The 14,098-nt window shown below is 73.8% G+C and carries 9 protein-coding genes; 7 read left to right on the plus strand and 2 right to left on the minus strand.

Annotation, left to right across the window (positions count from 1 at the left end; all coding sequences use genetic code 11):
* From AB0F89_RS31325 to AB0F89_RS31350, 6 genes are all read left to right on the plus strand, one after another.
* Window positions 1-1,344: a condensation domain-containing protein gene (locus tag AB0F89_RS31325; RefSeq protein ID WP_367129262.1), complete on the plus strand. Its 1,344-nt coding sequence runs from the start codon at window positions 1-3 to the stop codon at window positions 1,342-1,344.
* Window positions 1,341-2,033 carry a thioesterase II family protein gene (locus AB0F89_RS31330; RefSeq protein WP_367129263.1) on the plus strand — a complete coding sequence of 231 codons (693 nt, stop codon included), beginning with the start codon at window positions 1,341-1,343 and terminating at the stop codon, window positions 2,031-2,033. Before AB0F89_RS31325 ends, AB0F89_RS31330 begins: the two co-directional genes overlap by 4 nt.
* Window positions 2,030-3,445: a serine hydroxymethyltransferase gene (gene glyA, locus AB0F89_RS31335; protein WP_367129264.1), complete on the plus strand. Its 1,416-nt coding sequence runs from the start codon at window positions 2,030-2,032 to the stop codon at window positions 3,443-3,445. The genes AB0F89_RS31330 and glyA overlap by 4 nt, the downstream gene beginning before the upstream one ends.
* Window positions 3,442-5,874 carry an amino acid adenylation domain-containing protein gene (locus AB0F89_RS31340; RefSeq protein WP_367129265.1) on the plus strand — a complete coding sequence of 811 codons (2,433 nt, stop codon included), beginning with the start codon at window positions 3,442-3,444 and terminating at the stop codon, window positions 5,872-5,874. The genes glyA and AB0F89_RS31340 overlap by 4 nt, the downstream gene beginning before the upstream one ends.
* 48 nt (window positions 5,875-5,922) lie before the next feature.
* Entirely contained in the window at window positions 5,923-9,072 is a 3,150-nt protein-coding gene (locus tag AB0F89_RS31345) for an amino acid adenylation domain-containing protein (RefSeq protein WP_367129266.1), read from the plus strand.
* Between the two features lie 75 nt (window positions 9,073-9,147).
* The gene (locus tag AB0F89_RS31350) at window positions 9,148-9,852 is read left to right on the plus strand and encodes a thioesterase II family protein (RefSeq protein WP_367129267.1); all 705 of its coding nucleotides are present in this window, start codon (window positions 9,148-9,150) and stop codon (window positions 9,850-9,852) included.
* A gap of 56 nt (window positions 9,853-9,908) precedes the next feature.
* On the opposite strand, the gene AB0F89_RS31355 is transcribed toward AB0F89_RS31350, so the two are convergent.
* The gene (locus AB0F89_RS31355) at window positions 9,909-11,480 is read right to left on the minus strand and encodes an AMP-binding protein (RefSeq protein WP_367129268.1); all 1,572 of its coding nucleotides are present in this window, start codon (window positions 11,478-11,480) and stop codon (window positions 9,909-9,911) included.
* On the minus strand, window positions 11,480-12,499 hold the full coding sequence (locus AB0F89_RS31360; protein ID WP_367129269.1) for an NAD-dependent epimerase/dehydratase family protein: 1,020 nt from the start codon (window positions 12,497-12,499) through the stop codon (window positions 11,480-11,482). Before AB0F89_RS31360 ends, AB0F89_RS31355 begins: the two co-directional genes overlap by 1 nt.
* A 513-nt stretch (window positions 12,500-13,012) precedes the next feature.
* Between AB0F89_RS31360 and AB0F89_RS31365 the strand changes: the two genes are divergently transcribed.
* Window positions 13,013-14,053, plus strand: coding sequence for a calcium:proton antiporter (locus AB0F89_RS31365; protein ID WP_367139059.1), 1,041 nt, complete (start codon window positions 13,013-13,015; stop codon window positions 14,051-14,053).
* The last annotated feature ends 45 nt before the right edge of the window (window positions 14,054-14,098 follow it).

A 14,098-nucleotide genomic window follows, 5' to 3' on the forward strand; every position in this document is an offset into this window, starting at 1 on the left:
GTGGACACCCCCTCACCGCCCCTTGCCGAACCGCGCGCCGCCTCGGCGACGGAACGCCAGTTCTGGTTCGCCGAGCGCATCGCCCCCGGCGCACCCGCCTGGAGGGTGCTCAGCACCGTGCGCGTCGAAGGCTCCCCGAACTCGACGGCACTCGACTCGACGGCACTCGCCGCGGCGGCGGCGCGGGTGGTCGCCCGCCACCCCGCGCTGCGCTCGGTCTTCACGCCCGAGGCGGGGGAACTGCGGTGCACGACCGTGCCGCCCGTGGCACCGCCGCTGCTGGAACTCCCCCCGGGCACCGGCTTCGACGCGGCCGCCGACGAGCTGGCCCGGACCGGGCTCCTCGACCCCGCCACCGGGCGCCACGTGGTCCTCGCGCTCGCCCAGGACGCCTCCGGCGCCACCCTGTACGTCCTCACGCACCACCTCGTGTACGACGGGCTGTCCCACGAGGTGTTCACCGCCGACCTCGCCCGGGCCTACGCCCGCGTCGTCGCCGGGGACCCCGAACCGCCGCCGCTCGCCCACCCCGCCCCACAACCGCCGGACGCCGAACGCCGGGCCGAACTCGCCGCCTACTGGCGGACGGCGCTCGACGGCGTGCCCGACCTGCCGGGGGACCGCGACGGCCCGACCCAGCGCGAGCTCGCCCAGGCGGAGCTGCACCACCACGCCGTCCGGTTCCCCGACGGGGCGGGCGCCGCGGCGCGCGAAGCCGGCCGACGCCTCGCGTGCCCGCCGTTCGCCGTGCTGCTCACCGCGTACGCCCAGGCCCTGCACGACCTGTGCGGCGCCGAGGACTTCTGCATCGGGACCCCGGTGTCCACCCGGACCCCGGACCTCGCGGACGCCATCGGCTGCCTGCTGACTACGCTGCCCGTGCGCGTGCAGCGGCCCACCGGGCCCGCCGCGTGCGAGCGCACTTGGAGGACCGTCGCCGACGGCCTGTTCCACATGGACCTGCCCCAGGACGACTTGATCCGCGCGGTGCGCACCCGTCCAGGGCGCCGCATGCCGCTGTACCAGGCCCTGTTCGCGTACGAGAGCTGGCCGCGCCCCGTCCACGCCGCCGGAGGGGTCCGCATGCGCACCGAGCCCGTGGTGCCGCTCGGCGGACAGGCCGAGGTCCTGTTCCAGCTGAACGAGCTGCCCGGCCACCGCCTCGGAGGGGTGCTGCAAGCCCCGGCCGGCAGCCCTTGGGCGGGGCGTTTGGCCAGGCTGTCAGCCGCCGTCCGGCACCGGCTCGCCGCGCTGACCGGAGCGGAAGAGCAACACACCGTTGCGACCCCTTCCGGACCGTCCCGGCCCGCACCCACGACGACCACCGAGGAGGACGCCCGATGACACGAGTGATGTGCCTGCCGTACGCCGGGGCGGGTGCGGGGATCTACCGCCCTTGGAAGGCCCTGAGCACCGGCCGGGCGCGCGCCACACCCGTCCAGCTCCCGGGGCGTGAGGAAGAGTTCTCCCGACCCTGCTACGCCTCCTTCCACGAGTGCGTCACCGACCTCTCCCGCCGCGTCACGGAAGCCGCCGCCGGGGAACCCTTCGCGATCTTCGGCCACAGCTTCGGCGGGCTGCTCGCCTTCGAGACCGCCCGTCACCTCTACGACACCGGGGGGCCGCTGCCCGAGCGGCTGATCGTCAGCGGCGCGCGCAGCCCCCGCCACCGCGGTTACACCGGCCTGAGCGACGACGACGACGAAGCCGTCAGATCGCTGAAGCAGGACAGCCTGCGCGGCTTCGAAGCACTCGACCACCCCGAACTGCGCGCCCTGCTGCTGCCCGTGCTGCGCTCCGACGCACGGCTCCTGCAGCAGTACAGCGACTACCGGCCCCAGGTGCTCGACCCCCTGCCGATCCCCCTCACCGCGCTGCGCGGCGTGTCGGACACGGTGGCCTCCGCGGAAGGGGTCGCCGACTGGAAGACCTTCACCACCAAGGACTACGCCGAAGTGGAGATGCCCGGCGGACACCTCTACCTGCTGGACTCCATGCCGGAGCTGTGGCGCGTCATCGAGGAGCAGCTGTGACCCTGGCCGACCTCCCCCCGAACCTGCACGGGGTGAAATACGGGCAGGCCGGCCTCACCCACGCGGGGCTGGGCGAGCTGCGCCGCGAGGACCCCGAGCTCGCGGGCCTCCTCGACGCGGAGGTCCGCCACCAGGACACCACCCTGGCGATGATCGCGTCCGCCAGCATCGCCGCGCCCTCCGTCCTCGCCGCGAGCGGGTCCGCGCTGTCGAACGTCACCGCCGAGGGCTACCCCGGCGCCCGCTACCACCCCGGCGCGGGCAACTTCGACGAGGTCGAACGGCTCGCCGTGCGGCGCGCCAAGGCCCTGTTCGGGGCGCGCTACGCCAACGTCCAGCCGCACTCGTGCTCCTCCGCCAACCTGGCCGTGCTGGCCGCCCTCGTGCCGCCCGGCGGCACGCTGCTCGGTCTCGACCTGGACGCCGGCGGCCACCTCACGCACGGCTCCCCGGCTTCGGTCACCGGACGGCACTACCGGGCCGTGCGCTACGGCCTCGACGCGAACGGCCGGATCGACTACCACCACGTCGCCGAACTCGCCGCCGAACACCGCCCCACCGTGCTGATCGCCGGCGCCAGCGCCTACTCCCGGACCCTCGACTTCGCCCGGTTCCGGGAGATCGCCGACTCGGTCGGCGCCTACCTCCTGGCCGACATCTCGCACATCTCGGGCCTGGTCGCCGCCAACGAGCACCCCAGCCCGATCGACCACGCGCACATCACCACGACCAGCACCTACAAGCAACTCGGCGGACCGCGGGGCGGGCTCATCCTCAGCGGTCGCGACCACCAGGCCCCCGGTCCCGACGGGCGCACCCCGCTGGACCAGCTGATGCAGCGGGCCGTCTTCCCGCAGAACCAGGGCACCCCGGCCCCCGCGTCGATCGCCGCCAAGGCGCGCGCTTTCGCACTCGCCGCCGAGCCCCTGTTCGCCCGGACCGCGAGGCTCACCGTCTCCGGGGCCCGCGCGCTCGCCGCCGAACTGGCCCGCCTGGGCCACGAGGTGCTCACCGGTGGGACCGACAACCACATGGCCCTGATCGACCTCCGCGACAGCCGGCTCACCGGGGTCGTCGCGGAACGGGCGCTGGAGGAGTGCGGGATCCTCGTCAACCGCAACCGCGTCCCGGGTGACGCCCGACCTCCCCTGATCACCAGCGGCATCCGGCTGGGCTGCAACATCCTCGCCCAGCGCGGCATGGGCCCGGAGCACATGCGCGAGTGCGCGGAGCTGATGCACGCCGCCTTGACCGCGACCACCCCGCTGAGCGACACCGAGTACCGCATCGACCCCTACCAGCGGGTCCGCCTGCGCGAGCACGTCCGGGCGCTGTGCGCCCGCCACCCCCTGCCGCATTCGACCGCCCTGGCCGAAGCCCACAGCGCCCTCCGGACAGGAGCACTCCTGTGAGCACCGACAGCACCACCACCACCGAAGCTCCGGCGACCTGGCCGGCCGTGCTCATCCGCGCCGACCGACCCCGCCGCGCCGGGGCAGACCCCCGGGCGACCGGTCTGGTCCGGGACGCCCTGGCCGGTGTCGCGCACGAGGACGGGACGGCCGCCCGCGAACGGCTCACGGCCTGCTTCGCGGCACTGCTGCACCGCCTCACCGGTCAGGACCTGATCGCCCTCGCCACTCCCGGCGGCGTCATCGGGTACACCGTCGACCCGGACTCCACCATTGCGGACCTGGTGGCCCGCAGCACCCTCGTGACGCCCGCCGCCGACCTCGGCACGCCGGTGGTGGCGGTCGACCACCGCACCGGGCCGCAGGGCGCCCCGCCGTTCGAGTGGCACCTCGCCCTGGACCGGCAGGACGACGCCTGGACCGCCGAACTGCGCTACGACGAGCGGCTGTTCACGGCGGACACCGCCCGTCGCGTCCTGTCCCACCTGCGCACCCTCACGGCGGGCGCCACCCGCGCTCCGCGCACGCCGGTCTCCCGGCTGGCCCTGCTCACCGCCGAGGAGACGCACCGCGTCCTGGTCGAGTGGAACGACACGACGGCCGACCTGCCGCACGACACCTGCCTGCACACGGCGTTCGAGGAGAGGGCCGCGGCCGACCCCGGCGCGCCCGCCGTCGTCGACGCCGCGCGCACCTGGACGTACGGGGAGGTCGACGCCGCCGCCAACCGGCTCGCGCACCGGCTCCGGGACGAGGGCGTGGGGCCCGACGTGCGGGTCGGGCTGTGCCTGGAGCGCTCCGCCACCCTGCTCGCCGCCGTGCTGGGCATCCTGAAGGCCGGTGGCGCCTACGTGCCCCTCGACCCGGACTACCCCGCCCAGCGGCTGGACTCGATGCTGGAGGGCGCCTCCTGCGCCGCCGTGGTCACCGACCGGGTCCGGGCTGCCGCGCTGCCCGCCCCGCCGCCCGGCGCCGACCGACCGGTCGTCCTGGTCGAAGGGCTCCTCGACGGCGCCGCGCCCGACCTCGCGGCACGACCGGGAACCGGCCTCGGCCGGATCGCGGGTCCCGACGACCTGTGCTACGTCATCCACACCTCCGGGTCGACAGGTCTGCCCAAGCCCATCGCCCTGCGCCACCGCGGCGTGGTGAACAACCTGGCGGACCTCAACTCCCGCTTCGCCGTGGGTCCCTCGGACCGCGTCCTCGCCCTGTCCTCGCCGAGCTTCGACATGTCGGTCTACGAATTCCTGGGGATCACCGCGGCCGGCGGCGTCGTCGTGGTGCCCGAGGCGGACCGCGCCAAGGACGTGGCGCACTGGGCCCGCCTCTTCGCGCAGCACGACGTCACCATCTGGAACTCCGCCCCGGCCCTCCTGGAACTGCTCGCGGAACACCTGGAGAACACCGGTGGCACGGCCCTGAGCCGGCTGCGGCTGGTCATGCTCGGCGGCGACTGGGTCCCGGTGTCCTTGCCCGAACGGGTGCGGGCGCTCGCCCCCCGGGTCCGCTTCGTGGCCCTCGGCGGCGCCACCGAGGCGTCGATCCACTCCACGATCCACGAGGTGGCGGAGACCGACCCGGCCTGGACCAGCATCCCCTACGGCCGCCCCATGGCCAACCAGCGCGTGTACGTCCTGGACGACGCGTTGCAGCCGGTCCCGCCCGGGGTCGTCGGCGAGCTCCACCTGGCCGGCGTCGGGCTGGCCAGGGGCTACCTGGAACGCCCCGACCTCACCGCCGAGCGCTTCCTGGACTGGTCCTGCGGCGACGTGCACGACCGCCTCTACCGGACCGGGGACCTCACCCGCTGGCGCCCGGACGGCGTCCTGGAACTCCTCGGCCGCAAGGACTTCCAGGTCAAGCTGCACGGCCTGCGCGTCGAACCGGGTGAGGTGGAAGCCGTGCTGCGCGCCCACCCCGACGTGAAGGACGCCGTCGTCACGTCCCGGGAGGACTCCACCGGAACCCGGCGGCTGGTCGGCCACGTCGTCCCCCTCCCCGACCGGACCCCGCGCCCCGAGGAACTGCGCGCGCACCTGGCCAGGGTGCTGCCCTCCTTCATGGTTCCCGCGGCGGTCCTCGTCCTGGACGAACTGCCCCTCAACCCCAACGGCAAGCTCGACCGCAAGGCCCTCGGCGCCCTCGCCGCGGCGCCCGGCGCACCGGAGCCCGGAGCGGTGGCCTTCGAAGCCCCGGTCGGCGCCTGGGAGGAGCACATCGCCGCGGTGTGGCAGGACGTCCTGGGCACCGGTCCGGTCGGCCGCGACGCCGACTTCTTCGCGCTCGGCGGCGACTCCATGTCCGCGCTGCGCTGCCTGGCCCGCATCGACGGCGGCCTGCGCTGGCCCGAGCTGTTCCGCCACCCGACGGTCCGCCGGCTCGCCGCCCACGTCGCCGCCACCGGACGCCCGCCGCTGCCGCGCTGAGCGTCCCCCGACCCCCGCATCCCGGGCCACTCCTGACAAGGACTCCGAATGCAGAAACCCGCGACCCCAGGGCAGCTCCGCTTCTTCGTGCTCGACATGCAGCAGCCCCGGCCCGCCATCGTGCACTCCTTGGCCGTTTCCGGAGCGGTGGACGTCGACCGGCTGCTGGCCGCCGTGCGCGCTGTGCTGCGCGCCCAGTCGGCCATGCGGGTCTCCTTGCACATGGAGCCCGAGGGCCTGGTTCAACGCGTCCACCCGGTGTCCGAGGTTCCGCTTGCGGTGCACCCCCTGCCGGAGGACGAGGAGTTGGCACACCGAGCCCTTGAGCACCACGTGTCCGCGCTCGGCGCTCCCTTCGACCACGCCGGTGCACCGCTGTGCCGGATCACGGTCCTGCACCGCGCCGACCGGGCGCACCTGCTGTTCGCCGTGCACCACGGCGTCTTCGACGACGGTTCCGCCGCCGCCCTGCTGTCCTCGCTGACGACCGCCCACGGGCTGGGGCCGGGCGAACTCGCCGACGCCGAGCCGCCGGAGGGCGTCCCGTCCGCCGAACGCCTCGACCTGCTGCGGCGGTTCTGGACGACCGCGCTCGAAGGGGCGCCGGAGGACTGCGCCCTGCCACAGCTCACGCCCGGCGCGGACCGCGCCCGCGCGTCGCTCGCCACGCGGCTGCCCGACGCCCTCGTAGACCAAATGTCCCGCCGCGCGGCGGAAACGGGGGCGAGCGCGTTCACCCAGGTGATGAGCGCCCTGGCCTGGGTCGCGGGGTGGTACGGGCGCACCGACGACGTCGTCGTCGCCACGGTCAGCGGAGCCGAGCGGGACACCCGCGGCGTCTCGGTCGTCGGTTGCCTGCAGAACACCATCCCGGTCCGCGTCGACCTGACCGGCGCCACCACGGAGGACCTGCTCGACCGCACCCTGGAAGCCCTCTTCGACGCGGTCGAGCACGCGGACCTGCCGATCGAGGACATCCTGGCCGTGACCGGCGCGCCGCGCCACCCCGACCGCAAGCCCTTCACCCAGCTGCTGTGCACCCAGGGCGAGCTGCACACCGAGACCGTCGACGCGGCGGGCCTGCGGTGGCGGATGGAACCGCCCGAGTCCGACCAGGTGGAGTACGACCTGAGCGTCACCCTGCTGAACGCCCCCGATGGCGGGAAGCACCTGGCCGTCGCCCACCCCCGTTCGGCCCTCGACGCCCGCACCGCGGAGCGCTTCCTGGACCACCTCGTCGCGGCCCTCGACGCGCTGACCGCTCCGGAGGCCCGGCTGCTGACCGCGCACGACCTCCTCGGCGCGCGGGAACGCGCCGAACTCGCGGCGCTGACGGGTCCTCCGGTCGCCACCGCGACCGTGCCGGTGCACCACCTCGTCCGGGCCAGGGCGGAGTCCGACCCGGCGGCCGTCGCCGTTCGCAGCGCCGCCGGGCAACTGGACTACGCCGCCGTGACCGACCGCGCCCGAGCCCTCGCCGCCGCCCTCGTGGAAGCGGGCGTGCGCCCCGGGGACCGGGTCGGGATCCACCTGGGCAGCTCACCGGACCTGGTCGTCTCGGTCCTGGCCACCTGGTGGGCGGGCGCCGCCTACGTGCCGCTGGACCCCGACCACCCCGCCGAACGGCTGCGCTACGTCCTGCGGGACGCCGAGCCCGCCGCGCTGATCGCCAGGGCTCCCCTGCTGCCCGGCCTGCGGACGCTGACCCCGGACTCCGCCTCACCGGCGCCGGCGGAGTGGCCGGAGATCGCCTCCGACGCCCCCGCGTACGTCATGTACACCTCCGGGTCCACCGGCCGCCCCAAGGGCGCCGTCATCCGCCACGACAACCTGTGCGCCCTGTTCGCCGCCTTCGACGCCGAGTTCCCCGACGGCCCCGGCGTGGTCCTGGCAGGCACCAGTTCCTCCTTCGACATCAGTCTCATCGAGCTGGTCTGGCCGCTGACCAACGGCCGCACCGCGCACCTGACCAGCCACCGCACGGTCCTCCAGGACGTGCCGGACCCGGACGGCGCGTTCTACCAGTGCACCCCGTCCGCCGCCCGGCTGCACACCGCCTCCGCGCAGGGGCGCGCGTTCCTCGCCCGGCTCGGCGGCCTGCTGGTCGGGGGCGAGCCGCTGGCCGACGACCTCGCCGACGACCTCGCCGGACTCGTCCCCGGTCCGGTCCTGAACGGCTACGGACCGACCGAGGCCACCGTGTACACCACGCTGTGGCGGGTCACCCCCGGCGCACCGGTGCACATCGGCCTGCCGCTGCCGGGCGTGCGCTGCCACGTGGTGGACGCGAGCGGCCGCGACCTGCCGCCGGGGTGCCCCGGCGACCTGCTGATCTCCGGCGCCGGTGTGGGTGACGGCTACTGGCGGCGCCCGGACCTGACCACCGAGCGCTTCCCCGCGCTGCCCCGTGCCGGTGGCGTCCCCGGCTACCACAGCGGCGACGTCGTGTCCTTCACCCCCGGCGCCGGCCTCAAGTTCCTCCACCGGGCCGACGACCAGGTCAAGATCCTCGGGCAGCGCATCGAGACCGGGGAGATCGAGACCACGTTGCGCCGGCGTCCCGGCGTCCGGGACGCCGCCGTCGCCCCGCTGCCGGACCACACCGGTGTCATCGCCTTCCTCGTGCGCGAGGACGACCCCGGAGCGGGCCCGTCGCCCCGCCCGCTGCCCGCCGCCGTCGCGGCCGAGCTGCGGCGCGGCACGGCGGACTGGCTCACCGGGGCCATGCTGCCCACCGAGTGGCACGGCGTGGCCGACCTGCCCCGCTCGCCCAACGGCAAGCTCGACCGGCGGGTCCTCGCCGACTGGGCCGCCGCGAGTGCCGAGGCGGTGGGTTCCGCCGCCGCCGCACTGCCCGGGACGGCCGCTGCCGCCGTCTCGCAGGTCTGGGAACGGGTCCTGGGCGAACCGGTCACCGACACCGGGGCCACCTTCTTCGAACTCGGCGGCACGTCCTCGGGGATACTCCAGGTGTTGACCCTGCTGCGGTCCCGTTATCCCTCACTGCACGCGGCAGACCTGTTCCGGCACACCAGGGTGCGGGCGTTGGCCGGCTTCCTGGACGGCCTTGACAACGCTCCTCTTGACGGCGCCGAGTCTCCCGCCGGCGGCGGACGGAGCCCGGCGCCGACCGGCGCGCAGCGCGGTGCGCGCCGCGCCCAGGCGCTGAGCGGCTGGGCCGGCCGGTCCCGTCGCTGACCGCTCGACGGCTCCCCGTGCCGCGGTCTTCGGGGCGCCCCACCCTCCCTCCTCCCGCGCTCCCCTGGAGTCACGATGACGATCGCCGTGATGTGCCTGCCCTACGCCGGAGGTGGGGCCGGGGTCTTCCGACCGTGGCAGAACCAGCCCGGTCTGCCGTTCCGGATCGTTCCGGTCCAGCTGCCGGGACGCGACGAGTGGTTCGTCCAGGAACCCTGCACGACCATGGCGGAGGCCGCCCGCGTCTGCGTCGACCAGATCCGCGAAGCGGCGGGAACCGGTCCGTTCGCCGTGTTCGGGCACAGCTTCGGCGCGCTGCTGGCGTACGAGGTGGTCCTGCTGCTCGCCGCCGACGGAGCGCGGCTGCCCGAGCGCCTGGTGGTCAGCGGGGCGGCGGCGCCCGGCGTGGCCCGCCCCCGGATGGACGGCGCCCGGCTCGACGACGACGCGTTCGTCGCCCGGTTGCGCGGACTCGTGGGTTACGACCACGAGGCTTGGCACGAACCGGAGTTGCGGGAACTGCTGCTCCCGGCGCTCCGCGCCGACCTGGAGATCCAGGACGGCTACACCCCTTCACCCGGCGGCCCGTTGACCGTGCCGGTGAGCGTCCTGCGCGGCGCCGAGGACGAACTGGTGCCGTACGAGGACGCGGCTCGCTGGGCTGAGCACACGTCCTCCGGAGCCACCGTGGTGGACGTGCCGGGCGGTCACATGTACTTCGCCCAGGACTGGCCGCTGTTCTGGAAGACGCTCGGCGCACTGGTGCAGGCCCACGGGTGAAGGGCGGTGGGCTCCCGGTTCCAGAGAGCCCACCGCCCTTCGCCTGCGCGTCCGGATCAGTCCTGGGACTCGGCCAGCTGCTGCGCCAGCACCAAGCGGTCCAGCTTGCCGTTGGAGTTCATCGGCAGCTCGGTCCGGTGGGTGAACCGGAGCGGCACCATGTAGCGCGGCAGGCGTTCGGAGAGCGCCTCGCGCAGCTGCGCCGCAGGCCGGGCGACCCCCGTGTACACCGCCTCCAGCCGCGTCTGCCCGTCCTCGCCGCGCAGGGCCACCACCGCGACCTGACCGATGCCGTCCTGCTCGCGCAGCACCGCCTCGGCCTCGCCGACCTCCACCCGTTGGCCCATGATCTTGACCTGCTGGTCGAGCCGCCCCAGGTGCACCAGGACCCCGTCGTCCAGCACCTGGACCAGGTCTCCGGTGCGGTACCAGTGGTCCTCGTCCGGGACGTACCGCCCGGTGGTCTCCACGGGACGCCCTGAGGCGTCCAGGAACCGTCCCCGGTTGTCGTCCTCGTCGAGGTATCCGGCGAACCGCTGCACGCCGCGCAGGAGCAACTCGCCCACGCTGGAGGGCTTGCCCTGCTCGTCCACGACCCGGTGGTCGAGATGGGGGTAGACCGGGCCGATGGGGAGGGTGCCGTTGGCCGTGCGCGGCCAGTCCTCCACCCGCTCCGGCAGCCGGTACTGCGTCGAGAGGATGGTCAGCTCGGTCGGCCCGTACACGTTCTCCACCACGCTCTGCGGCGCGGCCGTGCGCCAAGCCTTGGCCTGCTGCACCGTCAACTGCTCGCCCCCGAACAGGCTCCAGCGCAACGAAGGCATCGAGCCGGGGTCGAGACCCCCGGTCAGGTCCGCCATCGTGATCACGGACGGCACCGAGAACCAGTGCGTGATCCCCTCTCGGGTCACGAACCGGGCCGGTTTGGGCAGTTCGCTCCGGGGTGGGACGACCAGGGTGGCGCCCGAGCCCCAGGCGCCGAACAGTTCGAGGACGGACGCGTCGAACGCCAGGCCGCTGTTCTGGGCCATCCGGCAGCCGGGCCCGAGCGCGTAGCGGTCGATGACGTACCGCAGGAAGGCGTCGATGCTGCGGTGCGCGACCGGCACGCCCTTGGGGGTGCCGGTCGATCCCGAGGTGAACAGCACGTACGCGGCATCCCCAGCGGCTGCTTCGGTCCGGGGCGGCACTTCCCCCACCGCTTCGCCTTGGCGCAACCGCGCCAGGAGGTCCGGGGACAGGTGCAGGACCGGCACGTCCGGGACCTCGGGCGCCGGGACGTGGTCGACCAGGCGCAGGTTCAGGCCGGAGACCCGCGCGACGGAGGCCAGCCGTGCCGCGGGGAAGGACGAGTTGAGCGGGACCACGGCCGCGCCCAGGCGCAGCGCCGCCAAGCACGCCGCGTAGGTCAACGTGCCCGGCGTCGTCGTCAGGCCCACCCGACGCGGAGCACGGCCGTCGCACGCGGTCAGGATCTCCCGGGCCAGCGCCACGGCCAGGCCGTCCAGTGCGCGATAGGTCAGCCGTTCCCCGCCGACCTCCAGGGCAACGAGCTCGCCGTGCTCCCGTGCCGACGCGGCGAACCAGTCGTACAGGTCGCGCGGCGCACCGGATTCCTGTCCGGTCATCAGCCGCCCACCTGGGCCCGCCACGCGCTAAGCACTCCGCGCTCCTTCACCGGGTCGATCCCGAGCACGGTGTCGCCCTGCCGGTAGGGGGTCTCGGACGGGCCGCGCTCACCCAGCCACTCCCAGGCGTCCTCAACCGTCCGGGCCAACGGGCGGCAGCGCAGCCCGGCGGCGACGGCCTTCGCCGGGGAAGCCGCCCAGGCGCCCGCCATGGCGGGCTGCTCCAGCGCCCAGAACGGCATCTCGGTCCAGGGCTGCACGTCGTGGTCCACCAGGAAGTCCTCGGCGACCCACACCGGTCGCGCCCCCGCTCCGGTCACCCGCGCGCACAGGTCCAGCAATTCACCGAAGGTCGTGGTGCCCTCGGGGCCGGTGACCACGTGACGCCCGGCAGCGCCCTTCTCCAGCAGGTCGAGCCCGAACGCCGCGATGTCCCGGGCGTCGATGAGCTGGACCGGCTGCCCGGCCCGGCCCGGCGCGACGACCTCGCCGCCGCGAGCCATGCGCTCCAGCCACCACAGCAGCCGTCCGGGAGTTTCGCGCGGACCTACGATCAGTCCGGGGTTGAGGACGCAGGTGTCGCCCTCGAAGTACTTCTCCAAAGCCCGCTCGCACCCCGCCTTGAGCACGTTGCCGGACACCTCGTCAACGGCGGCGTCCGGCGGGCAGAGGTGGCGCGGCGATTGTTCATCGACGGGTCCGGCGGGCCAGTCGGCGTAGGCGTGGACGGACGACACGAACAGGTACGCTCCCGCCCTGCCGCTGAGGGCTCGGGCCGACTGCCCGACGGTGCGGGGCCGGGAACCACTGGTGTCGATCACCGCGTCCCACGGTCCCGCGGCGGCGAGGGCGTCCAGGTCGATCGGATCCTCCCGGTCACCCCGGATGTTCCGCGCTCCCCGTGTTCCAGGTCCGGACTTCCCCCGGTTGAACACGGTCAAGGAATGCCCACGAGCGATTGCCTCCTGCGCGAAAAACCATCCGAGGAATACCGAGCCCCCAATGATGAGGATCTTCACCCCTTCATGGTCGCACGACCACGAACACTTGACAAGGATTCGGAATTCACGTTACCGCGCACAGCCGATTGCGAGCGAATGCGGATCGCGAAAGATCGGCATTACCGCGGTTCCGGTTCGAGGTCCGGGGCGGTGCGGGCGAATCGGATCGACCTCGGGGGCGCGAGGTCTCCGTCACCCGATCCGGTGTAGACAGTCCGGATTACGAGGTGTTCGTGCTCACGCTGCCGCTCTGCTCGGCGCCACTGGGCGTGGCGCGCCGCCTCGCGGCTGCGGGCGTCGACGGCAGTCAGAGGCCCTGCGTCGGCCGTCCACGTCGGAAAACACCCGGGTCCGATATTCTGGACATATGACCGTCGGATGTGCGCGAGTGTCTACAACGGACCGCAACCTGTGAGCGGGCACGGAGGAACCGATCCCGCCGAGGCGCGAGCCGCGTCGACGGCGCCGGACCGTCGAGGTCGGTCCTTCACGGACTGGCGGTTCGTGGCGCCGCCGGTCGCCGTGGCCGTGATGGCCGCCGCCTGGGGCCGCGACCTGCCCTCGCTGCTGCTCGTCGTCGTCGCCCTGGTCCTGGGCGCCGCGGTGCTGGCGGCGGTGCACCACGCCGAAGTGGTCGCGCACCGAGTCGGGGAGCCCTTCGGGTCGCTGCTGCTGGCCGTCGCCGTCACGGTCATCGAAGTCGGCCTGATCGTCACCTTGATGATCGCGGGTGGCACCGGCGCCGCCTCGCTGGCCCGCGACACCGTCTTCGCCGCCGTGATGATCACCTGCAACGGCATCCTGGGCCTGTCGTTGTTGATCGGCGCCGTGAAGCACCGGCTCGCCGTGTTCAACGCCGAGGGCACCGGCGCGGCCCTGTCCACCGTCGCCACCCTGGCCGTCGTCTGCCTCGTGCTGCCGACGTTCACCACCGCCCGACCCGGGCCCGAGTTCTCCCCGACGCAGCTCGCGTTCGCCGCCGCGGCCTCCCTCATCCTCTACGCCACGTTCGTCAGCACCCAGACCGTGCGCCACCGCGACTTCTTCCTGCCCGTCACCAGCGATGGCGTGGTCGTCAACGACGCCGACAGCGACGACCACGCCGACCCGCCCACCAACCGCGCCGCCGTCACGAGCGTGGCGCTGCTGCTCGTCGCGCTCGTCGCGGTCGTCGGCCTGGCCAAGGTGCTGTCCCCCGCGATCGAGGACACCGTCGCCGCCCTGGGCCTGCCGCACGCGTTCGTCGGCGTGGTCATCGCCCTGCTCGTGCTGCTGCCCGAAACCCTCGCCGCGGCCAACGCCGCCCGCCGCAACCGCATCCAGGTCAGCCTCAACCTCGCCCTGGGCTCCGCCATGGCCAGCATCGGCCTGACCATCCCCGCGATCGCCATCATGACGATCTGGCTCCCCGGTCCCCTGCTGCTCGGCCTCGGCGCGAACCAGATCGTCATGCTGGCGATCACCATCGTCGTCGCCACCCTGACGGTCGTTCCCGGTCGGGCCACCCGGCTGCAAGGACTCGTGCACCTCATCCTGCTCGGCGCGTTCCTCCTCCTCGCCGCCAACCCCTGACCTCATCGACCCCTCGGCGTTCCCACCGGACCAAGGGCGGTCCGG

Source organism: Saccharothrix sp. HUAS TT1 (assembly GCF_040744945.1).
Classification (GTDB): Bacteria; Actinomycetota; Actinomycetes; order Mycobacteriales; family Pseudonocardiaceae; genus Actinosynnema.

What these genes read in the sequence shown, in the direction of transcription:
- AB0F89_RS31330 (WP_367129263.1), top strand. Translation starts at nt 1,341, where the DNA reads ATGACACGAGTGATGTGCCTGCCGTACGCCGGGGCGGGTGCGGGGATC.
- AB0F89_RS31355 (WP_367129268.1), bottom strand. Translation starts at nt 11,480, where the DNA reads ATGACCGGACAGGAATCCGGTGCGCCGCGCGACCTGTACGACTGGTTC.
- AB0F89_RS31350 (WP_367129267.1), top strand. Translation starts at nt 9,148, where the DNA reads ATGACGATCGCCGTGATGTGCCTGCCCTACGCCGGAGGTGGGGCCGGG.
- AB0F89_RS31345 (WP_367129266.1), top strand. Translation starts at nt 5,923, where the DNA reads ATGCAGAAACCCGCGACCCCAGGGCAGCTCCGCTTCTTCGTGCTCGAC.
- AB0F89_RS31365 (WP_367139059.1), top strand. Translation starts at nt 13,013, where the DNA reads ATGGCCGCCGCCTGGGGCCGCGACCTGCCCTCGCTGCTGCTCGTCGTC.